Below are 23571 nucleotides of genomic sequence, written 5' to 3'. Positions count from 1 at the left end.
TGCGGATATGCGCAGATCGAGCCGAACCGCCTATCAAGCCCCTCCCCTTCAGGGGAGAGGTTGGGGGTGGGGCCTGTCCGTCTCACCGAGCCTTGCACCCGCGGCACTGCCCCACCCCAACCCCTCCCCTGAAGGGGAGGGGCTTTGAGCACCCCCCGCCGCCGCGTCTTCGAAGGCTTCCGCCTGCGCGAGCTGCGCCGGCGCGTGGGGCTGAGCCAGGCAGCGATGGCGGCGCGGCTCGGTATCTCGGTCTCGTACCTCTCGCAGATCGAGAACAACGACCGGCCGATCACCGACATCGTGCTGGTCGCGCTCTCGCGCGAATTCCCGCTCGAGGCGTTCGGCGACGCGGCGGACAGCTCCGCCCTGCTCCGCACGATCGACGCGGCCACCGACGCCAGCGTCCCCGCCGAGCGGATCGAGGAAGCCGATGTCCGCCGCGGCATCGAGCAGCAGCCCCTGCTCGCCCGCCGCATGGTGGCGCTGCACGAGGCGTGGCGCCGCAGCCAGGAGCAGCTGCGCGTGCTCGACGACCGGTTCGACAGCGGCTCGAGCGACGCGGCGCCGCTCCCCTGGGAGGAAGTGCGCGACTGGTTCCAGGCCGAGGGCAACTATATCGACACGATCGACCTCTCGGCCGAGGCGCTCGCCGCCGACCTCGATCCCGACCGCCCGACGCGCGGGCTCGAGGACCGGCTGCGCTGGCACGGCGTGCGCGTCACCGGCGAGGATGGCGACGGCAGCCAGCTCAGCCGCTTCGACGCCGGCGATCGGACGCTTGCGGTCAACAGCGCGCTGCCGCCCGAGAGCCGGGCCTTCCTGCTCGCCCACCGGCTGGTGCGCTATGAGTTCGAGAACGAGATGCGCGCAGTGGTCGAGGGCTCCGGCCTGGCCTCGCCCGCCTCTCGCGAGCTGCTCAGCATCGGCCTCGCCAATTATGCGGCCGGCGCGCTGCTGATGCCCTATGCCGCCTTCAAGGACACCGCCCGCGACGTCCGCCACGACATCGACCGGCTGCGCCAGCGCTTCGGGGTGAGCTTCGAGCAGGCGTGCCACCGCCTTTCCACGCTGCAGCGCCCGGGCGCGCAGGGCCTGCCCTTCTTCTTCTGCCGGGTCGACATGGCGGGCAACATCACCAAGCGCCACTCGGCGACGCGCCTGCAATTCGCCCGCTTCGGCGGCGCCTGCCCGCTCTGGATGGTGCACGAGGCGGTGGCGATCCCCGATCGGATCCTCGTCCAGCATGCCGAGATGCCCGACGGCACCCGCTATGTCTCGATGGCCAAGGGGCTGGTGAAGCCCTCGGGCAGCTATGCCCGCCCCTCGCGCCGCTATGCGGTGGCGCTGGGCTGCGAGGAGATGCACGCGGCGGACTTCGTCTATGCGGACGACCTGAAGCCCGGCGGCGCGGCGACGCCGATCGGATCGAGCTGCCGCATCTGCCCGCGCGCCGATTGCGACCAGCGCGCTTTCCCGCCCGCCGCCTCCGCGATCTCGATCGATCCGGATCGGCGAAGCGTGGTGCCCTACGCCTTCCGCTGAGGCTCCCAGAGCCGCGCGAACACCGCGCGATAGTGCCATGCCAGCACCGCGAACCAGATCGGCCAGATGCTGCCCCACACATAGTTGTGCGTCAGCAACCAGTGGAACAGTGCGATCACGAAGATCGGCGGCGCCAGCAGGATCAGCCCGATCGGCGCAGAGCGATCGAACAACATGCACGCCCCGCCCAGCAGCAGCACCGCGATCAGCGCCGGGTTCATGAAGCCGGTGGCGTTCAGCGCCTCGGTGAAATGCGCCGCTGCCGGCACGGTCTCCGGCGGGTGCTGCCCGCCGAACGAGATCATGATCATGATCGGCGCGTAGAGGAAGAAGAGCCCGAACAGGACCCGGGCGATCGTCCACGCGATGCGGCTGAGCTTCATGATCCGGAAGCTGACCGCATCTTCGCTGCAATGCAACAATATTGAAGGCGCGCGCGACAGTTGCGGCGACGGCCTGGTGCGTGGCATACCCGAAAAACGAAAAAGCCTTGGGAGAGGTATCATGGCCACCGCGCTGCGCAATTCGCAGATGACCGAAGCTGAGTGGGAAGCCCGCCAGCAACTCGCCGCCTGCTACCGCGTGTTCGACATGCTCGGCTGGTCCGAGATGATCTACAACCACATCACGCTGAAGGTGCCCGACGAGGAAGGCGCGTTCCTGATCAACCCGTTCGGGCTGCACTTCAGCGAGGTGAAGGCCTCGAACCTCGTCAAGATCGACATCGACGGCAACAAGCTCGACGACTCGCCCTATCCGGTGAACCGCGCCGGCTTCGTCCAGCATTCGCTGTTCCACCGGCATCTGCCCGACGCCCATTGCATCGCGCATACGCACACCACCGCGGGCATGGCGGTCGCCAGCGTCGAGGGCGGCCTGCGCCCCACCAATTTCTATGCCGCGAGCTTCGCCGGGCAGATCGCCTATCACGACTTCGAAGGCGTGACGGTGCGCGACGAGGAGGGCGAGCGGCTGCTCGAGCATCTCGGCGACAAGCGCGTGATGCTGCTCAAGAACCACGGCATCCTGGTGATGGGGCGCACCTTGCCCGAGGCGTTCATCAAGCACTGGTCGCTCCAGCGCGCCTGCGAGATCCAGGTCGCCACCGCGAGCATGGGCGAGCCTTTGGTGGTGCCAGACGAAGTGATCGCCGTGCACCAGCGCGACCTCCACATGGCCCAGGTCCCCGGCGGCCCCGGCGCGGCGGACTTCGCGGCAATGGTGCGGCTGGTGGACCGGACGGACAAGAGCTGGCGGGAGTAAGGGGCAGCCCCACCCAATCGTCACCCCGGCCTCGTGCCGGGGTCCACCGTGCGGCGGGTCATGCAGACAACGGTTCAAGCCCGAAACCAACCGCAAGGTCATTCCACATCGGGTTCCGCAACTCGATCAGGTTGCGTTTCCAATCGCGCCGATAGCGTTTGAGCTGTTTTTCGCGCGCAATCGCCCCTTCCATGCTCTCGCCGGTTTCGAAATAGACGAGCCGCGTTATCCCGTACCGCTTGGTATGGCCTTCAAAGGCACCTTCGCGATGCTGGATCACCCGGCCCAGCAGGTTGGACGTCACCCCGACATAGATCGCGCCATTGTAGCGATTGGCCAGAATATAGACGCAGGGCGTGCCTTCGATCACGAGCAACATTGTGTGCGGCGCAGTGGACCCCGGCACAAGGCCGGGGTGACGGAGATGTATCCAGAGCGGAGGTGGTTACCCGAACCGGTAGCCCGAGACCGTCCACCCCAACACATGGTCGCGGTAATCGCGCACCGCAGGCCCGTCCCCGCCCGCGCCGAGCGCGACCATCAGCGGCAGCAGGTGCTCCTCGCGCGGATGGGCGAACTGGGCGTAGGGCAGCTTGTCCCAGGCGGCGACGCGCTTCGCCCGCTCGGCGGGATCGGCATGCGTCACCGCCGCGGTCAGCGCATCGTCCCATACGTCCGAATAGGGCGTCACTTCCGGGCCGCGGGCACGCAGATTATGGAAGCTCATCCCCGATCCGACGATCAGCACGCCCTCCTGCCGGAGGGGAGCGAGCGCCTCGCCCATCGCGATATGGTCTGTGGGATCGAGGTCCTTGCGCAGCGACAGCTGGACAAGCGGGATGTCCGCGCCCGGCACCGCGACCATCATGGGAATGAACACGCCGTGGTCCCAGCCCCGCTCGGTTTCCTCGCCCACCGGGAAGCCCGCGCCTTCGAGCAGCGCCTTCACCCGCGCCGCCACTTCCGGCGAGCCCGGCGCGTCCCAGCGCAGCCGATAGGTGTGCTCGGGAAAGCCATAATAGTCGAACAGCAGCGGCTGGCCGTTGCCGGCATGGACGGTCACCCGCTCCTCTTCCCAATGGCCGGAGACCAGCAGGATCGCCTTGGGCCGCTCGGGCAGCGAGCCGATCAGCCCGGCGAGATAGGCCTGCATGCGAACCCACATCGGATCGGGCGGGCCGCCATCGGGGTCCATGAAGAAGCAGGGGCCGCCGCCATGCGGGATGAAGAGCGAAGGAAGTGTCATGCGGTTGATGTCGCGTGGCGCACGACGCGGCACAATGCCGGTTTCGGAAACACCCCGTTTCCCGCTTCTCCCCTCCCGCTTGCGGGAGGGGTCGGGGGAGGGCATGTAGCGACAATGCAGAGGAACAGCCCCTCCCCTAACCCCTCCCGCAAGCGGGAGGGGAACGAGTGACTCGCTTCACCGTCAACAACCAGCCGGTCGCCTACAAGATGGATCCGCGCACGCCGCTGCTCTGGGCGCTGCGCGACGCCTCGAACCTCACCGGCACCAAGAATGGCTGCGGTACCGGCGATTGCGGCGCCTGCACCGTCGACGTGGACGGCACCGCCCGCCTCGCCTGCCAGGAGACGATCGGCGCGCTGGAGGGCACCTTCGTCACCACGATCGAGGGCCTGTCCAAGGATCGCAGCCATCCGGTGCAGCAGGCGCTGATCGCGGCGAACGTGCCGCAATGCGGCTTTTGCATCCCCGGTGTGGTGATGGCCGCATCGGTGCTGCTGCGCGCCAACAAGAATCCGAGCGAGCAGGACATCAAGGACGCGATCCCCAATATCTGCCGCTGCGGCATTTATCCGCGGCTGATGGACGCCATCCAGAACGCCGCCCGCATCGCCCGCGGCGACGCGCCCGAGCCGCCTGCGGGCCAGGATGCGCCCACCATGCCCGAACCGTGAATGTTTCAAATGCTTTCAATAAGCTGACAGGCGAATTCAGAGTCGTGTCAGCCACCGGGCTTTAAGGGACGTTTACCCTCGAAAGCCCGGCGTGTTTGCCGGTCCCAGCGGAGACACATGATGAAGAAGACCTTGCTCGCGGCGATCATCGCCGCAACAGCCCTGGTCCCGCCGGCACTGGCGCAGGATCGTGGGCACCGTGGAGACGGCGGCGGCCGCAACGGCGGCAATTCGGGCGCCTCGCAGCCCGCGCCGCAGAACCGTGGCGGCAATGGCGGCAACTGGAGCCGTCCGTCGTCGGGTGGCCAGCAGCAGTCGGCGCAGCCCCAGCGCAGCTGGAATGGCGGCGACCGCGGCAGCAACGGTGGCGGCCAGTGGAACCGCGGCGGCGATCGCCCGCAGTGGAATGGCGGCCAGCCGCGCGGCACCCCGCAGGTCCAGGCGCAGCCGCAGCAGCAGCCGCAGCGCAGCTGGGACGGCAATCGCGGCGGCAGCAACGGCCGCCCCGACTGGAACCGTGGCGGCAGCAACGGGCGTCCGGACTTCAACCGCGGCAACAACAATCCGCGTCCCGACTTCAACCGCGGCAACCCGGGCTGGAACGACCGCAACCGCAACAACGGCCGGCCGGACTGGAATCGCGGCAACAACCGCGGCTGGGACAACAACCGCGGCTGGAACGGCAACAGCGGTCGCTGGAGCAATGGCTGGCGCAACGACAACCGTTACGACTGGCGCGGCTATCGCAATTCGAACCGCGGCATCTACCGCCTGCCGCGCTATTATGCGCCGTCGGGCTGGGGCTATGGCTATCGCCGCTTCTCGATCGGCTACACGCTGAGCGCGATGCTGTTCTCGTCGCAATACTGGATCAACGATCCCTATTACTATCGCCTGCCGGACGTGTACGGCCCCTATCGCTGGGTCCGCTACTATAACGACGCCCTGCTGGTGGACGTCGATACCGGCGAAGTCGTCGATGTGATCTACGACATCTTCTGGTAAGCGAGCCCGCATCTTGCCAGAAACGGGAGGCCCGGACCGCAAGGACCGGGCCTCTTGCATTTCCATCCTTCAGGCGCGAATTGGCCCCTTGTGAGCAAGAATATCGGCAGAATATCGGGATCCCCCTCGCCCAACCGGGCGCGGATCGCCCGTGAGGTGGTCGCCAAGCTGGAGGCCGATCCCAACGTCAAGCGCGCCAAGGTCGAGGCGGCGCAGATGTTCACCTATCCCAATTTCTTCAGCGACGAGGAATGCGACCTGCTGATCCGGCTGATCGATGGCGCGGCGCGCCCGTCGACGCTGCTCGCGGTGCACGAAGATCCCGAGTTCCGCACCAGCAGCTCCACCGATCTCGATCGCTGGTCGGAAGAGATCTGGCCGATCGACGATCGCATCGCCCACACGCTCGGCATTCCCCCGGTCAATGCCGAGACGCTGCAGGGCCAGCGCTATGCGCCCGGCCAGCAGTTCCGCGCGCACTGCGACTATTTCCACGAGAACGCCGAATATTGGGATCGCATGATCGAGACCGGCGGCCAGCGCACCTGGACCGCGATGGTCTATCTCAACGATGTCGAGGAGGGCGGCGCCACCTGGTTCCCGCGCGCCGGCGTGCGCTTCAAGCCTAAAAAGGGCCTGATGCTGATCTGGAACAACATGGCCGAGGACGGCACCCCCAATTACGACACGCTCCACGAGGGCATGCGCGTGATCGAGGGGACGAAGTACATCGTCACCAAGTGGTTCCGCGAGAACGCCTGGATCAAGGGCCCGGTGCCGACCTATTATTCGGGCGGCGAGCAGCGGACCTAACTTCCAATCGTCATGCTGAACTTGTTTCAGCATCCAGCGGGCATCGGGCGAAAGCGCCTGAACCTCTTGTCCGGCGCTCGCCGATGGTTGGACCCTGAAACAAGTTCAGGGTGACGGAATCCCCTAGACCAGCCCCGCTTTCGCCAGCGCCGCGTCCACCGCCGCCCGGCTCGCTTCGCCAGCCGGCGTCATCGGCAGGCGCAGCTCGTCGGGGAAGCCCGGGCGGACGCGGGTCATCGCGTACTTCACCGGCCCCGGCGAGGCATCGGTGAACATCGCCAGGTGCAACGCATAGAGCAGGTCGTGCAGCGCCAGCGCCTTTGCCGTGTCGCCCGCCGCCCAGGCCGCCTGGAATTCGGCGCACAGCTTCGGCGCCACGTTGGCGGTCACCGAGATGCAGCCGGTGCCGCCCATCGCGTTGAAGGCAAGCGCGGTCTCGTCATTGCCCGAAAGCTGGATGAAGTCGGCGCCGCAGCCGGCACGCTGCTCGGTCACGCGGCCAAGCGCGCCGGTGGCGTCCTTCACGCCGATGAACTTGCCGGGGAACGCCTGAACGATCCGCGCCATAGTGCCCGGCTGGATGTCGGTCACGGTGCGGCCGGGGACGTTGTAGAGCACGATCGGCAGATCGGTCTTCTCGGCCACCGCCTCGAAATGGCGGAAGATGCCTTCCTGGCTCGGGCGGTTGTAATAGGGCGGGACCATCAGCGCCGCGTCGGCGCCGGCGGCCTGGGCAGCCTTGACGTTCTCGATCGCGACGAGCGTGTCGTTCGAACCCGCGCCGGCGAGCACCGGCACGCGGCCCTTGGTCTGGTCGACGCAGACGCGGACGACTTCGAAATGCTCGTCTTTGGGCATGGTCGCGGCCTCGCCGGTGGTGCCGCACGGCACCAGCCCGGCAGAGCCCTCGGCAATCTGCCATTCAACCAGCGCGCGATAATCTTCCTCCGCGAAGCTGCCGTTACGGAACGGCGTCACCAGCGCGGGAATGGAGCCCGAAAACATGGTCTCAGAATCTTCCTTAATTCCCCAAATCGGGGCTGGCAGATAGGCGGGGGTCGCGTATCATGTCCAGTATGCTTGCTCCGCTCCTCAAAAGTGCGTTGCTGTTCGCGGGCGTTTCGGGGCTCGCCGTCTCCTCGCAACTGACGCAGGAACAGATCCAGTGGTACAAGGTGGCGCTGGAGGCGGGCATGCCCCGCGTGCCCCCGCCCTATATCCAGGCCGATCAGCTCTCCGATGCGCTGGTCGAGTGGAAGCGCCTGCAGCAGTCGGACAATTATCCCTTTTCCGACTATGCCAATTTCCTGCTCATGCACCCGGGCTGGCCGGGCGAGAAGAGCCGCCGCGCCGCGGCCGAGACCGTGCTCGAGAGCGGCACCTGGGCACCCGGGCTGGTCGCCCGCTATTTCGAGCGTTTCCCGCCGCTGACCGCCGCGGGCCGCACCCGCTATGCCGAGGCGCTGGTCGCCTCGGGCCGGCGCAGCGAAGGCGAGGAGCAGGCCCGCCGTGCCTGGCGCCACGGCGTGCTGCGCCAGCGCGACGAGACTGCGCTGCTCGCCGGCTTCTCCTCGGCGCTCACCCCGGCGGATCATGACGCGCGGATGGACATGCTGCTCTGGGCCGGCTCGCTCAGCGCCGCCCAGCGCCAGCTCGCCTATGTCTCGCCCGGCATGCGCCCGGTGTTCGACGCGCGCATCGCCTTCCGCACCAAGGCGCCCGATGCCGATGTGAAGGGCTCGGCCGCGCTGGCGCTCGGCCGCACCAATCCCGGCTTCATCGCCGATCGCGCGCTGTGGCTGCGCGACACCGGCCAGAGCCCGGCGATGCGCGCCTATCTCGCCCAGCCGCGCCAGCTCACCTCCTTCCCCGGCGACGCCGAGGAATGGTACGAGGTGCTGCTGACCGCGGCGCGCGGCGCCCAGGCCGACGGGCAGTTCAGCCTCGCCTATCAGATCGCCAGCCAGGTCGACGACGCCTTCCCGGCAGGCACCGACATCAGCGAGCAGCCGCTCGGCGAGCGCGACGATTACACCAGCCTCACCTGGCTCGCTGGCACGGTGGCGCTCAACAATCTCGGCCGCAGCCGCGATGCGGTCGGCATGTTCGATCGCTACGGCCATGGCTCGAAGACGCCGACCACCCAGTCCAAGGGCTTCTACTGGGCCGGCCGCGCCGCCGAGGCATCGGGCGATCAGGCCGCAGCGCAGAAATATTATGCCCAGGCCGCAGGCTTCCCGGACGTCTATTACGGGCAGCTCGCCAGCGAACGCATGGGCCAGCCGCTCAAGCGCCCGCCCGATTTCAACGCGCGCGTCGGCGATCCGGCGGTGCGCGACGCCTTTTTCCGCAAGGAGACGGTGCGCGCCGCGCAGCTGCTCGGCACCATGGGCAACCGCGCCGACCAGAGCCTGTTCATCCGCCAGATCGCCAATGACGCGACGACCGACACCGATCACATCCTCGCCGCCGAGCTGAGCCGTGCGATCGGCCGCCCGGACCTGGGCGTGCTGGTCGGCAAGAGCGCGCTGCAGAACGGCCTGTCGGACTATACCGCGGCAGGCTACCCCACGGTCGCGGTGCCGGTGGCGCAGCAGGATTACTGGACGATCGTCCATGCGATCGCGCGGCAGGAGAGCCAGTTCGATCGCACCGCCGTCAGCCATGCCGGCGCGCGCGGGCTGATGCAGCTGATGCCGGGCACGGCGCGCGAAGTCTCGACCCGGCTCGGGATGAGCTACGATCCGGGCTCGCTGACCACCAACACCGACTACAACATCCAGCTCGGCTCCACCTATTTCCAGCGGATGTACAATCTCTACGGCAGCTACCCGCTGGCGATCGCGGCCTATAATGCCGGCCCGGGCAATGTGAACAAATGGATCCGCGCCAATGGCGATCCGCGCCTGCCCGGCGGCGACATCGTCCAGTGGATCGAGCAGATCCCGATCTTCGAGACCAAGAACTACGTCCAGCGCGTGATCGAGAACGCGGTAGTCTATGACCTGCTCAACCCCGAGCGCTCGCGCTCGCGCGGGCCGGCGAACACGAGCTGGTATCTGGGCAAGAACCGGCCGGGCTAGGAATCCGTCATCCCGGCGAAAGCCGGGATCTCAGGAGGCAAGCGAACGGCATGTGGCACGAGATCCCGGCGTTCGCCGGGATGACGAAAGAGACAATGGACCGCCCCAACTACATCACCCCTGCCGGCTATGCCGCGCTCCGGGCCGAATATGACGCCCTGTTCGCCACCGAGCGCCCTGCCCTGGTCGAGACCATCTCCTGGGCCGCGAGCAACGGCGATCGCTCCGAGAATGGCGACTATATCTACGGGCGGAAGCGGCTGCGCGAGATCGATCGGCGGCTGGGCTGGCTGTCGAAGCGGATGAAGGCGGCCAAGGTCGTCGACCCGGCGCAGCAGGCGGACAAGAGCCGCGCCTATTTCGGCGCCACTGTCACCATCGCCGACGAGGACGACAACCACCGCACGCTGACCTTGGTCGGCGATGACGAGGCCGATGCCGGCAAGGGGCTGGTCGGCTGGAACGCCCCCCTTGCCCGTGCGCTGCGCGGCGCCGGGATCGGTGACCTGCGCAAGGTGATGCTGCCCGCGGGCGAGCGCGAATATGAAGTGATTGCGATCACTTACCCCTAAGGCGCGACGAGCCGCACCGCACCCCGATTCCCTTGCATCTTCAAATTGATAGAGTTGTGCCAGGCCGCGAGGGACGCCGGCCGTGTACAAGAGCGTGGGGATATATGACGGCACAGCGTATCTATGTGTCGGGGCGCGTGCAGCGCGTCGGCTATCGCGACTGGGCGGTGCGCCTGGCCAAGCAGCTTGGCGTGAGGGGCTGGGTTCGCAACCTGAATGACGGGCGGGTGGAACTGCTCGCCGAAGGGGATGACGAGGCACTGGTCTCGCTCACCGAAGCACTTCGAGAGGGCCCGCCCATGGCGGTGGTCGACAATGTCGAGGCCTTCCAGACCGCGGGCGACAAGCACGCCAAGGGCTTCACCAAGCGCTTCACGGCCTGACGCGCTTCGGGAAACGGACGGTTTCCGGGGCGTCGGTTGACCGGCGGGACATGAGATGAAACATTTCAGCCTCGAAACGGCGCGCTTGGGGCGTGGCCGTGAGGAGAGATGGTCATGCCCATTCCCGCCACCTGGTCCGACAAGCTTCTCAGCGTCCTGCGCATCGTCGCGGGCCTCGGTTTCCTGCAGCACGGCGTCTCGAAATTCTTCGGGGTGCCGCCCTTCCCCTATCCGCTGAGCGGCATGCTCACCGCCGCCGGCGTGATCGAGCTGGTCGGCGGCGCGCTGATCCTGATCGGCCTGTTCACCCGCCCGGTGGCGTTCATCGCCTCGGGCATGTGCGCGGTCGGCTATTTCATGGTGCATGCGCCGAACGGCTTCTTCCCCGCCGCCAATGGCGGTGAGGCGATCATGCTCTACTGCTTCATCTTCCTGTTCTTCGCAGCCGCCGGCGGCGGTTCGTGGAGCGCGGACGCGGTCCTCGCCAAAAAGGCCTGACCCTCCGTGTCGACCGTGCCGGCACCCCCGGCACGGTCAGCAGCGATAGCCGGCCAGCGCCGCTTCCAGCTTCGCCTTCACCTGTTCCGGCGGCAGCTTGGCCAGCGCATCGAGCGACAGGCTGTCGCCCAGCTGCTTCGCCAGCACATATCCCAGATAATAGCCGAAGCGCGGCGGCCAGCCGCCCTGCGCCTCGGAGCCCCTGCCGAAGAAGAAGGTCGCGTAGTCGTCCTCGTCGGTCGACGCGAGCTTGCCGCGCACGAAGCACATCGCCTCGGCCAGCCGCGGCTCCACCTCCGGCCGGATCGGGCGCGGGAAGGTGAGCAGCAGCGCCCGATCGTCCGTCCCCGGGTTCATCCGCGCCGCGACATAGACCGCCAGTCCCTCCTGCCACAGCGAACACCACAAGGCCGGGCAGTCCGGGAAGAACTTCGCGTGGTGGAAGTGGAACATCTCATGGTCGAGGAACGGCCCGATCGACGCCGGATCGTGGATCCTGGCGATCATGTCCGCGCCGAAGACCGCCGCGATCCGGCCGCGCAGATCGCGCGTGCCCCCGTCCATCTCGCCGAGCGAATGGAGCAGATAGACCGGCATGTCGGGCGCATAATCGGGGAAGAAGGTGCGGAAACGCGCGCTCGCGGTGGCATAGGAAGCCTGGAAGCGCTTGGCGGCGTCGAGGAACTTGTCGCGCTCCGCCGGATAGCCCTCAAGCGCCTTCTGCACCCGCGCGTCATATTGCGCCTCGGTCGCCCCGAAGCGCGGCTCATAGAAACCCGGCACCAGCGCATCGAACTTCGCGCGGAACGCCTTCACGCGCTCGGCAGGCGGCATCGTCGCGGTGGAGGTCGCAAAGCCGTCAAAGGCATCGGTGGTGGATTGCAGCGCCGGCGCCTGCGCCGCGGCGGGCATGGCGGCCAGCAGCGCGACGGCCGCGACGATCGATTTCAGCATTGGCGTCCCCTTGTTTCCACCCGCGCACCAGCCGCTCCAGCCAGTGCCCCGCGCAGACGGTCATAGTCGAGCTTGTCGGGCGTGTCCTTCAGCGCGTGATAGCGGACAGGTGCCGACTTGCCATTGCTGGCTGTCGACACAAGCTAGTCCCGACGGCCCATGGCCACCCAATGATCAAAGGCCTTGGCCTGAAGCCGGGCCACAAGCGCCGTCGCTTCGGCGCCCGTCCAATCGCCCGCATAGTCATGCGTCTCTGCAGCGCCGGTCCACCAGCCCTGTCCGGGCAGCCGGTCGCTCTCGCGGACCACCAGCACCGCCAGCCCCGGTTCGCCGGCGGTCGCGCCGTCCGCGTCGATCTTGTCCAGGGTCTTGCAGAAGGCCCGCATCTTGGGCCGGCTGAAGCGCAGGCCGAGCCCGGCGAGCGCCTCCGAATAGCTGAGCACCCGCCGCTCGCGCGCCGCGGCGATCAGCATCGCCCGCACCCGCGCCACGTCCGCGATCGCAGCCGCGCCATTGTCGTCGGGTACCAGGCCTTCGGCGACCAGCCACTGGTCGAGCGTCTCGCCGAAGCCGGGCGCCTTGCGTGCCATCAGAACGCAGGCGCCCGGTTCATCATCAGCGCGTCAGCTTCTTGTAGGCCAGCGCGGTCGGGCGGTCGGCAGCGTCGCCCAGGCGGCGGCGCTTGTCTTCCTCATAGGCTTCGAAATTGCCTTCGAACCATTCGACATGGCTGTTGCCTTCGAAGGCGAGGATGTGCGTGGCAAGACGATCGAGGAAGAAGCGATCGTGGCTGATCACCACGGCGCAGCCCGCGAAATTCTCGATCGCTTCTTCCAGCGCGCCCAGCGTTTCCACGTCGAGGTCGTTGGTCGGTTCGTCGAGCAGCAGCACGTTGCCGCCGCGCTTCAGCATCTTGGCGATGTTGACGCGGTTGCGCTCACCGCCCGAGAGCTTGCCGACATTCTTCTGCTGGTCGGCGCCCTTGAAGTTGAACGCACCGACATAGGCGCGGGTCGAGGCGTCGTGGCCGTTGACCTTCATGTAATCGAGCCCGTCGGAGATTTCCTCCCAGACGTTCTTGGTGGGATCGAGGTGGTCGCGGCTCTGGTCGACATAGCCCAGGCGCACGGTCGAGCCCATTTCGATGGTGCCGGTGTCCGGGGTTTCCTGGCCGGTGATCATCTTGAACAGCGTCGACTTGCCGGCGCCGTTCGGGCCGATCACGCCGACGATGCCGCCGGCCGGCAGCGTGAAGGAGAGATTCTCGAACAGCAGCTTGTCGCCAAAGGCCTTCGAGATGTTCTCTACCTCGATCACCTTGCCGCCCAGGCGCTCGGGCACCTGGATGACGATCTGGGCCTTGCCCGGGGTGCGGTTGTCCTGCGCGGCCTGGAGCTGCTCGAACTTGGCGATACGCGCCTTAGACTTGGTCTGGCGGCCCTTGGCGCCCTGCCGGATCCACTCGAGCTCGTCCTTGATCGCCTTCTGGCGGCCGGACTCCTCGCGGTCCTCCTGCTCGAGGCGCTTGGCCTTCTTCTCGAGATAGGTCGAGTAATTGCCCTCGTACGGGAAATACTTGCCGCGATCGATCTCGAGGATCCAGCCGACGACATTGTCGAGGAAGTAGCGGTCGTGGGTGATCATCAGCACCGCGCCGGCATATTCCTTCAGGTGGTTTTCCAGCCATTCGACGCTCTCGGCATCGAGGTGGTTGGTCGGTTCGTCGAGCAGCAGGATGTCCGGCTTCTGGATCAGCAGGCGGGTGAGCGCGATACGGCGCTTCTCACCGCCCGACAGGTTCTCGACCGGCCAGTCGCTCGGCGGGCAGCGCAGCGCTTCCATCGCGATCTCGAGCTGGTTGTCGAGCGTCCAGCCGTCGACCGCGTCGATCTTGGTCTGGAGGTCGCCCATCTCTTCCATCAGCGCGTCGAAGTCGGTGTCGTCCTTCGGGTCGCCCATCTCGGCCGAGATCGCGTTGAAGCGATCGACCATGTCGGCCGTTTCGCGCGCGCCGTCCTTGACGTTCTCGAGCACGTTCTTGCTCGGATCGAGCTCGGGCTCCTGCGCCAGATAGCCGACGGTGATGTACTCGCCCGGCCAGGCCTCGCCCGAGAAGTCCTTGTCGATGCCTGCCATGATCTTCATCAGGGTCGACTTGCCGGCGCCGTTGGGGCCGACGATGCCGATCTTGGCACCCTGGTAGAATTGCAGGTTGATGTTGTTCAGCACCGGCTTGGGAGCGCCGGGGAAGGTCTTGGTCATGTCCTTCATGACGAAGGCGTATTGGGCGGCCACGTGGCGGTCTCCGTTCGCAGGTCTGGATATGCAGGAAGTTTGGCCGCGATGTAGCGATGGCCCGGCCAAATGGCAACGCGCCGGTGGCGGGCGGGCGTCGACAAACCCCGGCCCGTCTCCCTCGCCTTGCGCCGGACCTTTCCACCTGCGTCATGCTGAACTTGTTTCAGCATCCAACGCGCCACAGACGGTATCGCACGTGGAGAATTGGACCCTGAACCCCAGACCTGATCCGGGGTCAGGGTGACGAGAAGTTTTTGATCCCACTTCTGGTTTCCAGTCCCCCAATCCGCTTGCAATGTTGGATTTCGTCTGTTGTCGTCGACTGGGTCGGCGGGTGCCGGCCGGGCGGTGACATTCAACCGTCCGGTTGTGCTTTGCCACACGTAAGAGCGCGTCAACGGAGTCAATGAATTGGACAACCACTCGGTTGAATGTCGCTCGGAAACGCAGGGGAAACGCGCGGCGCATTGCCGAATGTTTCGGCGGCGACTAGCCTCCACTGCCATGAAGAAGCGCATCCTGCTGGCGGCCGTCGCCGCCCTTGCCCTCCCCCTTCCCGCCCTCGCCCAGACGCATGACGTGGTCGCCCTGCGCGACGCCGCGCTGAAGGACGACCTCGCCTGGGAAATCACCGAAGGCCTCACCACCGAGATCGGCCAGCGGCTGGCCGCGACCGAGGCGGAAGCACGGGCCCGGGCCTGGGCGGTGAAGAAGCTCACCGCGCTGGGCTTCAAGAACGTCCATATCGAGACGTACAAGATGCCGCTCTGGGAGCGCGGGATCGAGACCGCCGAAGTGCTCGGCGGCTCGGCGCAGAAGCTGACCATCGCCGCGCTCGGCAATTCGGGCTCGACCGGCCCCAGGCCGATCGAGGCCGAGGTCGCCTATTTCCCCACCCTCGCCGATCTCCAGGCCGCTCCGGCCGAGGCGGTGAAGGGCAAGATCGTCTTCGTCAGCAATGCGATGACCGCGACCCAGGACGGCTCGCAATATGGCTATTACGGCGCCGCCCGCCGTGCCGGCCCGAACATCGCCTCGACCAAGGGCGCCGCAGCGATCCTGATCCGCTCGATCGGCACCGACTATCACCGCAACCCGCACACCGGCGTGACCAACTGGGCGAAGGACGTGAAGCCGATCGGCGCCGCCGCCCTGTCACTCCCCGATGCCGAGCAGCTCGAGCGGCTGCTCAAGCGCGGCCCGGTCAAGCTGCGCGTCCAGATCACCGCAGGGATGAAGGGCGAGGCCGAATCGGGCAACGTCATCGCCGAAGTGCCGGGCAGCGATCCCGCCGCCGGGATCATCCTGATCGGCGGCCATCTCGACAGCTGGGACCTCGGCACCGGCGCGATCGACGACGCCGCGGGCGTGGCGATCACCACCGCCGCCGCCAAGCGGATCATGGATGCGGGCCAGCCGCGCCGCACGATCCGCGTCGTCTGGTTCGGTGCGGAGGAGCCGGGCGGCTTCGGCGGCGCGGCCTATGCCAGGGCGCATGCGAACGAGCGCCATGTGCTGGCGCAGGAATCGGATTTCGGCGCCGATCGCGTCTGGAAGTTCGAGACCAACCTGCCCGAAGGCGCCAAGCCGATCGCAGACCGGCTGGCCAAGGCGCTGTTCCCGCTCGGCATTTCGCGCGGACGCGGCACCGCGCATGGCGGCACCGATGTCGGCCCGGTGATCAACACCGGCGTCGGCGTGATCGATCTCAGCCAGAACGGGCTGCGCTATTTCGATTATCACCACACGCCCGACGACACGCTCGACAAGATCGATCCCGAGCAACTGCGGCAGAATGTGGCAGCCTGGACGGCGATGCTGGCGATCGCCGCCAACGCGCCCGAGGATATCGGCCCGATCCCCAAGGGCGAGGGCGAGTAAGGGAACCTATCAGGGCTCGGTTCATTGATGGCGGCCAGCGGGCAAGATTTGGGCAAAAAAATGTCCTAAATCCTGCCTTCGGGTGAATTTGCGATTGACGCAAACGCAACGACCGCTATTCCAGCGGTTCGCATCGGCATTCGGGCCGCCTGCGAAACGTTTGAGTTCCTCTAGGAGCACCACATGAAGAAGATCCTGATTGTTGCTGCGACCGCCGGCCTGATGTCGCTCGCGGCTTGCAACGGTGGCACCACCAACACCGCCGCCGAGAACGTCGCTGCCGACGCCGCTGCGAACGCTGCTGCGTACGAAGCCGCTGCCGACAACACCACCAACGCCGCTGCCGAGGCCGTCCTCGAGAACGCTGCCGACGTGGAAGAGAACAAGGCCGACGCCGCTGAGGCGAACGCGCACTGATCTCTGATCGGCACCCGGCCTGGCCGGACCGAGAGATAGGAAGGGCGCTCCCGCAAGGGGGCGCCCTTTTCCGTCGGGGGCCATCTCCGCTATGCGGGGCCGGCAGGTGAAGGAGAGGATATGAGCCTAGTCGCAACCAGCCCCGCTGCGGGGCCGGCCAAGCCGCAGCGCTGGTGGCAGGTGCTCTACATCCAGGTGTTGATCGGCATTGCCCTGGGCGTGCTGGTCGGCGCGCTCTGGCCCGCGTTCGGCGCCTCGCTGGAATGGCTGGGCCTCGCCTTCGTCAACCTGGTCAAGATGATCATCGCCCCGGTGATCTTCCTCACGCTGGTGACCGGCATCGCCGGCGCCCGCGAACTGGGCTCGCTCGGCCGCGTGGTGCTCAAGGCACTGGGCTATTTCCTGTTCTTCTCCACCCTGGCGCTGATCCTGGGCCTGATCGTCGCCCATGTCGTCCAGCCGGGCGCCGGCATGCACATCGACCCGCACGGCCTGAGCGAGGCCAAGGTTGCCGGCTTCGAGAAGCAGGCCCACGAGACCACGATCACCGGCTTCGTGATGGCGATCATCCCGACCACGCTGGTCTCGGCGCTCACCGCCGGATCGATCCTCCAGGTGCTGTTCGTCGCGATCCTGTGCGGCATCGCGCTGGCCAGCATCGGCGAGCGGGTGCGCGGCCTGGTCGACCTGCTCGAACAGGCATCGGAGATGGTGTTCCGCATCGTCGCCATCCTGATGCGCGCCGCGCCGGTGGGCGCGTTCGGCGCGATGGCCTTCACCATCGGCAAATACGGCCTCACCGCGCTGCTCAGCCTGGGCGGGCTGGTCGCGACCTTCTACCTCACCTCGCTCCTGTTCATCCTCGGCGTGCTGGGCGTGGTCGGCTGGCTGGCGGGCTTCTCGATCCTCAAGCTGCTGCGCTATCTCAAGGCCGAGCTGCTGCTCGTCCTCGGCGCTTCCTCGTCCGAAGCCGCCCTGCCCGCGCTGATCGACAAGCTCGAGCGCGCCGGCTGCGACAAGGAAGTGGTCGGCGTGGTCGTGCCCGCGGGCTATTCGTTCAATCTCGATGGCACCAACATCTACATGACGCTCGCTGCGCTGTTCATCGCCCAGGCGACCGGCGTGCATCTGTCGCTCGCCGATCAGCTCATCCTGCTCGGCACCGCGATGCTCACCTCCAAGGGCGCTGCCGGCGTTACCGGCGCAGGCTTCGCCACGCTGGCGGCGACGCTGATGGTGGTGCCGTCGATCCCGGTGGCGGGCATGGCGCTGATCCTGGGCGTCGACCGGTTCATGAGCGAGTGCCGCAGCCTGACCAACTTCATCGGCAATGCAGTTGCGACGATCGTGGTGGCGCGCTGGGAGGGCCGGCTCGACCGCGAGGCGCTGGCCCGCGCACTCGATGGCAAGCCGGTCTGAGGCGGCTTGCGGGGCGGGCTTTTCTTCCGCTAGGGCAGCGGTTCGCTGGGGGGCCTGTAGCTCAATTGGTTAGAGCTGGCCGCTCATAACGGCTAGGTTGCGGGTTCAAGTCCTGCCGGGCCCACCAGCAGCACCCTTGTGTCGGCGCGCCGTACCGCCTAGGGCCGCAATCCGCGTCGGGGAGTGGCGCAGTCTGGTAGCGCGCCTGCTTTGGGAGCAGGATGTCGCAGGTTCGAATCCTGTCTCCCCGACCACTTACCCAATCGCGCGAACGATTTCGTCCACCGATGCGGGCCTGGCGCCCAGTTTGTTGAGTAGCGCCAGCATCTCGTCCCACCAGCGCAGGAACGCCGCCAGATCGGCCTGTGTCTTCACATAGGGCGTGTGGCCGGGTTCTACCGAAGGCGAATGGAAGGCGAAGTTGAGCAGTCGCACGCCCTCGCCCAGCGCAACCCGCACCGCCTCCTTGGCCTCGTGCAGCGGCATGTCCTCCGGGGTCAGCGACACCCGGGAAAGCAGCCCCAGCCGCGCTGCCACGCCGATCCCGCGCGGCAACCGGCCCAGCCTGCGGTGCAGCGCCGCGCCGTGTGCGCGCAGCCGCCCGGTGAACACGGTGGTGAAAGGCAGCTCGACCACGCCGCCCGGCAAGCGGAAGGCCTGGTTCGGCACCGCGCCGAAATCAGGCCCGCCCTCCGCCGAATAATCGTAGCCCGACCGCATGGAGCTATCGAGCCGATAGCCGAGCTCGGCGAGCAGCGCCGGCGTGTCGCGGCCGATCCCATACCGCCCCGCGCGATAGACCACCGGCCGCTTGCCGAAGGCCCGCGTCACCTGATCCGTCAGCGCCACCAGCTTGGCGCGCTGGAGTGCGAGCGGGAGATTCCCGGTGAAGCTGTTGAAGCCACTCACTTCCTCTTCGAACGGCGGGTTCACCCAGGGATGGAGCTGCGTGCCGATCGCCGAGCGACCGTCGGCCATCAGGCCGCCCAACACGTCCATCGCGAGCGGCGATGAGGCAACGGGATAGTCGATCAGATAGGTGAGCGGCACGCCAGCGGCGGCGAAGCGGGCGTGGACCGGCGGCAACGCAGCGAGATGGCCGGTGCCGTCCGCATCGGCGCGCAGCGGGGCGCCCCAGTCGAACTCTTCCTCGGTATCGACGAAGATGGTGAAGCGGGTGCCGAAATCGTCCGGCCACACGACGCACGCGTCGCGCTCAGGCGCCGGCACGCGATAGCCGCCACGCTCGGGAGCCCCCTCTCCCACTTCAGTTCAGATGTGCCTGGCCCACCTGCTCGTTTACGGCGGCCGGAAGCCGCAAAGTCAAGCTTTCCGGACCGATCACCAGCGCGCCGCCCAGCTCGCGGGCGAGATTGCGCGCGAGGCGCAGCGCGAAGCCGGTGCCGAGCAGCGTCGCGTCCTCGCGCTCGTCGTCGATGTCGAGCACCTGGTCGCCCGGATAGTCGGCCAGCGCCTGGGGCCGGTCTATCGTGATCGCCACCTTGTCCGCACCTTCGGCCGCCATGTGCACGCCGATGCGCTCACCCTGCCCGCTCGCCGAGACCAGGGTCGCCAGCAACCGCGCCAGCAGTCGCTCGACCGCGCGGCGGTCGCCGGTGACCGCCAGGTCGGCGATCGGCAGCGCGATCACCGATCCGCGCAGCTCCGAAAGCGGCGCGAGATCGTCGATGATCGCGGCAAGCACCGGGCGCAGCGCGATCTGGCCCGGCACCAGCGAGAGCGCCGCACTGTCGATGCGCGCGGCGAGATCGAGATCGTCGATCGCCCCGAGCAGCTCGCGCGCCTGCGCCCGGATCACCTGGGCACGATCGCGATAGGCATCGCCGACCGGACCGAGCATCTGCGCCTCGATCATCTCGGCAAAGCCGGCGATCGCATTGGTGGGCGTGCGCAGCTCATGGACGAGCTGACGTAGCGAATCGGCAGGCATTGCCGGCCCGGCGGTACGCACCGGCTCGGCGCGCTCGTCGATGCGCGGGCGGCGCGCGGTACCGCGATAGCCGGTGAAGCGGCCATTGGCGGGATCGAACACGGGAATCGCGGAGATCAGCCAGTCGCCGGCAGCGTCCGACTCACCTTCGACGGCGAGACGGGCGTTGGAGAAGCCGGCGCGCCGACGGAACGCGCCGGCAGCAACGCCATCGACCCGCGATGCTTCGGCGACACCCGGCGTGGCCTGACTGTCGAGCGACACGCCCACCAGCGGCGCGCGGCTTACGCCGTCGACCCAGCGGATCATGCCCTTGGCATCGGTCTCGAAGCGGAACTCGTCGGCGGGGCGCAGCACGGGCGGCTCGACAGCTCCCGCTTCCTCGCGGTGGCGCCAGAACGCGTCGATCCGCGCCACGACTTCGGCGATCTCGAACGTGCCGTCGTCCTGGGTCGCGCCTTCCGCAAGCCGCTGCGCATTCTGCGCAACCAGAGCATCCCCGTAATCCATGGTGAGACCCTGCGCGCGGTCCTCGGGGCGCGCAATCGGTTCGGCGGAAATGACTGACTCGTCTGTCCCGGATTGGACCGGGCGGATCGGAATTTTGGGGGTTTCAACGGCTTGCGCGGCAGCAGCGGTCAGCGACGGCGCGAGACCGGCCAGTGCGACGAAGGAAAGGTCCTCCGCGTCGGGCAGCGGGATGGCCGACTCCGGGGCCGCAACGACTGCGGTGTCCGTCATCGACTCGACTGGTTCGGCTTCGCCGGCATCGAGCGCCGACGCTTCTACAGGCATCTCCGCCACAGGCTCGACCGGTGCGCCAGGATCGGGCAGCCGCGCGAGCAGTGCCGACAGGCTCTCGGACGATGCCGCCGCCCGCGCCGGTGCCGTGGCGCTCCAATAGACTATCGGCCTTTCGTCCGACTCCGCCGCCGCGGAGACCGGCTCTGGGAGTTCGGACGTCGCGTCCGCGACGACCCGCTCTTCCGTCGCCTCGGCCGGGGCCGGCACCCCTGCATCGATCGGTTCGACTTCGGCGGGACCGGCGTCAACCACGGCAGACCAGTCGATCGCCACCGCCTCGACGATTTCCTCCACGGATTCCGGCTCGGACGCCGTGACCTCGACCGGCACGTCCTTCACCGTTTCGTCAGGAAGCACGAAGTCGATCGGGCCGAAGCTCTCAAGCGCGCGGCGCACCACCGGGCTCAAGTCGCGGCGATTGCGCAGCACGGCGCGGCCGGCGGGGGCGAGTTCGGGTAGCAACTGGATCCATTCGGACGAATTCATCCGCGCGCTGCGCAACACCGGCAGCGCGACCTGAAGCTCGTCCATCGCGAAGAGGCGCACCAGCGGCGGCGGCGGATCGGCGGATTCGAGCGCCCGGGCACTGGCGGCACGGACAGGAAGCGGCACCGATTCGCGGATCGATCGCAGCACGCCCATCGCGCGGCTGCCTGCCACCGCGCGTCGGCGGCCGATCAGATCAACGATCTGGCGCCACGCGGACTGCACGCCATAGGGCGTGCTCAAATCCGAAGCGAGCACGGTCTCCAATGTGTCGTCGAAGCGCAACGCGTGCCCACCCTTTACCCGGCGCCGCAACGCGCGCCGTAACGATTCCTTAACCCGCCAGCCGCCCGTTCGGAACCGTCCATTTCGGCACGTCGCATTGTGGGACAATTGCGTTGCGACGTAATAATATTATGTCTAAACGCAACACAAGGAAACGAATCAAAAGCAAAAGGAACATAAATGCGATTCGACGAAATCGACGTACGGATCCTGGGCCTGTTGCAGGATAATGGCCGGATGACCAATGTCGAGCTTGCCGAACGTGTCGGTTTGACCGCTCCGCCGTGCCTCCGGCGCGTCCGGGCGCTCGAGCAGCAGGGGGCGATCACCGGCTATCATGCCGCGCTCGATCCGGCCGCGCTCGGCTACAACCTTACCGTGTTCGCGATGGTCAGCCTGAAGAGCCAGGCGGAGTCGGATTTGCGCGCCTTCGAGCAGATGATGGCCGAGATTCCCGAGGTCCGCGAGTGTCACATGCTCAACGGCGAGATCGACTTCATCCTCAAGATCGTCGCGCCCGACCTGCAGAGCTTCCAGCACATCCTGACCACGCGCCTCACCCCGGCGCCGAATGTCGAGCATGTGAAGACGTCGCTCACCATCCGCACGTCCAAGGCGCTGCCGGGCGTTCCGGTCGCCTGAAACGAAAAAGGGGCGGCACCAGGCCGCCCCTTTCCTGTTCTCGGACCCGAGGCCGTACTCAGCTGAGCGGCGGCGATTCGAGCGAGACCTGCCAGAGCAAGGCGACATTGACGAACGGGCCGGTCTTCACCGCCTGGAACGCCGTCTTCGCTTCATCCTTGCGGCCGAGGCGGCTGAGCGCGATGCCGCGGTGCAGGTTGATTTCCTCGAGATTGGCGCCGCCCTTGGCCAGCGCCGCATCATAGAGTTGCAGCGCGCGGGCATTGTCGCCGGCGGCGAGCAGCGCATCGGCATTGTCGACGCCGCCCTGCTTGACCAATGCGTCGAGCGACGGGCTGCCGCTGACGCCCTTCTGGGCCGCGCTCAGGATCTTCACCGTATCGGGATCGGTCTGCGGCACCTTGCCGGCCTTGCGGCCTTCTTCGATCACCGAGATCGACTCCCAGGGCAGGCCCGCCGACTGGGCGACATAGGCATAGTCGGCATAGTCGCCGCGATCGGCGAGCGCGTTGGTCACGCGGCGCAGGCGGAACAGGTCGATGCGCTCGATCTTGGCGTTGCGATCAGTGCCCTTGGCGCCCTGGCCGAGCACTTCCATCGCCCAGCGCCAGTTCTTCACCGTCGGATAGTCCTTCAGATAATAGGCCAGCCAGTCCGCGATCGCATCGCGGTTGCCGGTGGCATTCACCTTCGGGATGGCGAACTGGTACCAGGCCTCCGGCGCCTTCTGGCCGTTCGACTTGGCATATTCGATCGCGTTGCGCGCCTCGGCAGCGGCCTCGGCATTCTTGCCCATGGCGCCATAGGAATTGGCCATCATCAGCGGGATGTCGACATTCTTCTCGCCGAGCTCGCGCGCCTTGGTCATGAAGGTGATGACGTCGGCAGGCTTCTTCGCCGATGCGGCAGCCTTGCCCTGCAGGAAGGCGAGGCGCGCATTATAGGGGCGCACATTCTCCGGCGGCGTGCGCGGGTTGCTGACGAGCACCTGGAGCGGGATCGCCTGGCCGGCTTCGTTGCCGCGCGACAGCTCGAGCTGAAGGCGGAGCCACGCCGAATAATATTTCTCGTCGTCGTTCTTCGCGGCGGCTTCGGCGGCGGCGATCTGCGGCTCGGCGGTGGCCCAGTCCTTGGCCTTGACCGCAGCCTCGGCGAGAGCGGCAGGCTTGCGGAACTCGTCGCTAACCTTGAGCGCGTTGGGATCGGCCTTCTTGTCATCCTTCTTCTGCGCGGCGGCGGGGGCCACGGTAAGCGCAGTGGTGCCCAGCGACAGCACGGCGGCCAGCGCGAGCTTGGAAGCGAAGTTCATGCGAAACTCTCCATATACGGGGAAAGAGCGGGGGGCTTTCGGGGCA

At 67.1% G+C, this 23571-nt stretch carries 23 protein-coding genes and 2 tRNA genes; 15 read left to right on the top strand and 10 right to left on the bottom strand.

Annotated elements, in window-relative coordinates; genetic code table 11:
• Positions 1 to 144: 144 nt before the first annotated feature.
• Complete coding sequence (locus P6144_RS03240; RefSeq protein ID WP_277766272.1) at positions 145 to 1542, top strand: short-chain fatty acyl-CoA regulator family protein; 1398 nt, start codon at positions 145 to 147, stop codon at positions 1540 to 1542.
• Here P6144_RS03240 and P6144_RS03235 read toward each other — a convergent pair.
• Entirely contained in the window at positions 1527 to 1925 is a 399-nt protein-coding gene (locus P6144_RS03235; RefSeq protein ID WP_277766271.1) for a hypothetical protein, read from the bottom strand. The genes P6144_RS03240 and P6144_RS03235 overlap by 16 nt on opposite strands.
• Positions 1926 to 2046: 121 nt before the next feature.
• Here P6144_RS03235 and P6144_RS03230 point away from each other — a divergent pair, with 121 nt between their 5' ends.
• The gene (locus P6144_RS03230) at positions 2047 to 2805 is read left to right on the top strand and encodes a class II aldolase/adducin family protein (protein WP_277766270.1); all 759 of its coding nucleotides are present in this window, start codon (positions 2047 to 2049) and stop codon (positions 2803 to 2805) included.
• A gap of 58 nt (positions 2806 to 2863) precedes the next feature.
• Here P6144_RS03230 and P6144_RS03225 read toward each other — a convergent pair whose 3' ends face one another.
• Together P6144_RS03225 and P6144_RS03220 are read right to left on the bottom strand one after the other, a co-directional pair.
• Positions 2864 to 3184 carry a GIY-YIG nuclease family protein gene (locus tag P6144_RS03225; RefSeq protein ID WP_277766269.1) on the bottom strand — a complete coding sequence of 107 codons (321 nt, stop codon included), beginning with the start codon at positions 3182 to 3184 and terminating at the stop codon, positions 2864 to 2866.
• A gap of 66 nt (positions 3185 to 3250) precedes the next feature.
• The gene (locus P6144_RS03220) at positions 3251 to 4051 is read right to left on the bottom strand and encodes a class III extradiol ring-cleavage dioxygenase (RefSeq protein ID WP_277766268.1); all 801 of its coding nucleotides are present in this window, start codon (positions 4049 to 4051) and stop codon (positions 3251 to 3253) included.
• A gap of 167 nt (positions 4052 to 4218) precedes the next feature.
• On the opposite strand from P6144_RS03220, the gene P6144_RS03215 reads away from it, so the two are divergent.
• The 3 genes from P6144_RS03215 (at position 4219) to P6144_RS03205 (ending at position 6543) form a co-directional block, all read left to right on the top strand.
• Entirely contained in the window at positions 4219 to 4725 is a 507-nt protein-coding gene (locus P6144_RS03215; protein WP_277766267.1) for a (2Fe-2S)-binding protein, read from the top strand.
• 117 nt (positions 4726 to 4842) lie between these two features.
• Complete coding sequence (locus P6144_RS03210; protein ID WP_347275104.1) at positions 4843 to 5730, top strand: RcnB family protein; 888 nt, start codon at positions 4843 to 4845, stop codon at positions 5728 to 5730.
• A gap of 90 nt (positions 5731 to 5820) precedes the next feature.
• Positions 5821 to 6543: a 2OG-Fe(II) oxygenase gene (locus P6144_RS03205; protein WP_277766266.1), complete on the top strand. Its 723-nt coding sequence runs from the start codon at positions 5821 to 5823 to the stop codon at positions 6541 to 6543.
• A 123-nt stretch (positions 6544 to 6666) separates the two neighbouring features.
• Here the strand turns inward: P6144_RS03205 and dapA are convergent, their stop codons facing one another.
• Positions 6667 to 7548: a 4-hydroxy-tetrahydrodipicolinate synthase gene (gene dapA / locus P6144_RS03200; RefSeq protein ID WP_277766265.1), complete on the bottom strand. Its 882-nt coding sequence runs from the start codon at positions 7546 to 7548 to the stop codon at positions 6667 to 6669.
• Between the two features lie 71 nt (positions 7549 to 7619).
• Here dapA and P6144_RS03195 point away from each other — a divergent pair, with 71 nt between their 5' ends.
• From P6144_RS03195 to P6144_RS03180, 4 genes are all read left to right on the top strand, one after another.
• Positions 7620 to 9626 (top strand): lytic transglycosylase domain-containing protein, encoded by a 2007-nt coding sequence (locus P6144_RS03195; protein ID WP_277766264.1) that lies wholly within the window; start codon positions 7620 to 7622, stop codon positions 9624 to 9626.
• A gap of 95 nt (positions 9627 to 9721) precedes the next feature.
• Positions 9722 to 10198 carry a transcription elongation factor GreB gene (gene greB / locus P6144_RS03190; protein WP_277766764.1) on the top strand — a complete coding sequence of 159 codons (477 nt, stop codon included), beginning with the start codon at positions 9722 to 9724 and terminating at the stop codon, positions 10196 to 10198.
• A gap of 104 nt (positions 10199 to 10302) precedes the next feature.
• A complete protein-coding gene (locus P6144_RS03185) occupies positions 10303 to 10581 on the top strand; it encodes an acylphosphatase (protein ID WP_277766263.1) in 279 nt (92 codons plus the stop codon).
• Between the two features lie 114 nt (positions 10582 to 10695).
• Positions 10696 to 11079 (top strand): DoxX family protein, encoded by a 384-nt coding sequence (locus tag P6144_RS03180; RefSeq protein ID WP_277766262.1) that lies wholly within the window; start codon positions 10696 to 10698, stop codon positions 11077 to 11079.
• A 36-nt stretch (positions 11080 to 11115) separates the two neighbouring features.
• Here P6144_RS03180 and P6144_RS03175 read toward each other — a convergent pair whose 3' ends face one another.
• The 3 genes from P6144_RS03175 to ettA form a co-directional block, all read right to left on the bottom strand.
• The gene (locus P6144_RS03175; RefSeq protein ID WP_277766261.1) at positions 11116 to 12033 is read right to left on the bottom strand and encodes a hypothetical protein; all 918 of its coding nucleotides are present in this window, start codon (positions 12031 to 12033) and stop codon (positions 11116 to 11118) included.
• Positions 12034 to 12176: 143 nt separating this feature from the next.
• The gene (locus tag P6144_RS03170; protein ID WP_277766260.1) at positions 12177 to 12623 is read right to left on the bottom strand and encodes a ribose-phosphate pyrophosphokinase; all 447 of its coding nucleotides are present in this window, start codon (positions 12621 to 12623) and stop codon (positions 12177 to 12179) included.
• A 25-nt stretch (positions 12624 to 12648) separates the two neighbouring features.
• Entirely contained in the window at positions 12649 to 14328 is a 1680-nt protein-coding gene (gene ettA / locus P6144_RS03165; protein WP_277766259.1) for an energy-dependent translational throttle protein EttA, read from the bottom strand.
• A gap of 507 nt (positions 14329 to 14835) precedes the next feature.
• On the opposite strand from ettA, the gene P6144_RS03160 reads away from it, so the two are divergent.
• From P6144_RS03160 to P6144_RS03140, 5 genes are all read left to right on the top strand, one after another.
• The gene (locus tag P6144_RS03160; protein ID WP_277766258.1) at positions 14836 to 16212 is read left to right on the top strand and encodes a M20/M25/M40 family metallo-hydrolase; all 1377 of its coding nucleotides are present in this window, start codon (positions 14836 to 14838) and stop codon (positions 16210 to 16212) included.
• A 183-nt stretch (positions 16213 to 16395) separates the two neighbouring features.
• Positions 16396 to 16629: a hypothetical protein gene (locus tag P6144_RS03155; RefSeq protein WP_277766257.1), complete on the top strand. Its 234-nt coding sequence runs from the start codon at positions 16396 to 16398 to the stop codon at positions 16627 to 16629.
• 120 nt (positions 16630 to 16749) lie between these two features.
• Positions 16750 to 18048, top strand: coding sequence for a C4-dicarboxylate transporter DctA (gene dctA, locus P6144_RS03150; RefSeq protein ID WP_277766256.1), 1299 nt, complete (start codon positions 16750 to 16752; stop codon positions 18046 to 18048).
• 50 nt (positions 18049 to 18098) lie between these two features.
• Positions 18099 to 18175: transfer RNA gene (locus P6144_RS03145), tRNA-Ile, on the top strand.
• Between the two features lie 50 nt (positions 18176 to 18225).
• Positions 18226 to 18302 (top strand) — tRNA-Pro (locus tag P6144_RS03140).
• A gap of 1 nt (position 18303) precedes the next feature.
• Here P6144_RS03140 and P6144_RS03135 read toward each other — a convergent pair.
• The gene (locus P6144_RS03135) at positions 18304 to 19314 is read right to left on the bottom strand and encodes a polysaccharide deacetylase family protein (RefSeq protein ID WP_277766255.1); all 1011 of its coding nucleotides are present in this window, start codon (positions 19312 to 19314) and stop codon (positions 18304 to 18306) included.
• Between the two features lies 1 nt (position 19315).
• On the bottom strand, positions 19316 to 21574 hold the full coding sequence (locus tag P6144_RS03130; protein WP_277766254.1) for a histidine kinase dimerization/phospho-acceptor domain-containing protein: 2259 nt from the start codon (positions 21572 to 21574) through the stop codon (positions 19316 to 19318).
• 180 nt (positions 21575 to 21754) lie between these two features.
• Between P6144_RS03130 and P6144_RS03125 the strand changes: the two genes are divergently transcribed.
• Positions 21755 to 22216, top strand: a complete 462-nt coding sequence (locus P6144_RS03125) for an Lrp/AsnC family transcriptional regulator (RefSeq protein ID WP_277766253.1) — start codon at positions 21755 to 21757, stop codon at positions 22214 to 22216.
• 58 nt (positions 22217 to 22274) lie between these two features.
• On the opposite strand, the gene P6144_RS03120 is transcribed toward P6144_RS03125, so the two are convergent.
• The gene (locus P6144_RS03120; RefSeq protein ID WP_277766252.1) at positions 22275 to 23525 is read right to left on the bottom strand and encodes a tetratricopeptide repeat protein; all 1251 of its coding nucleotides are present in this window, start codon (positions 23523 to 23525) and stop codon (positions 22275 to 22277) included.
• Positions 23526 to 23571: the final 46 nt, after the last annotated feature.

It is taken from the genome of Sphingomonas sp. HITSZ_GF (genome assembly GCF_029543155.1).
Taxonomy (GTDB): Bacteria; Pseudomonadota; Alphaproteobacteria; order Sphingomonadales; family Sphingomonadaceae; genus Sphingomonas.
Note: the sequence above shows the minus strand (reverse complement) of the source record. Positions and strands in the feature narration are given on the sequence as shown.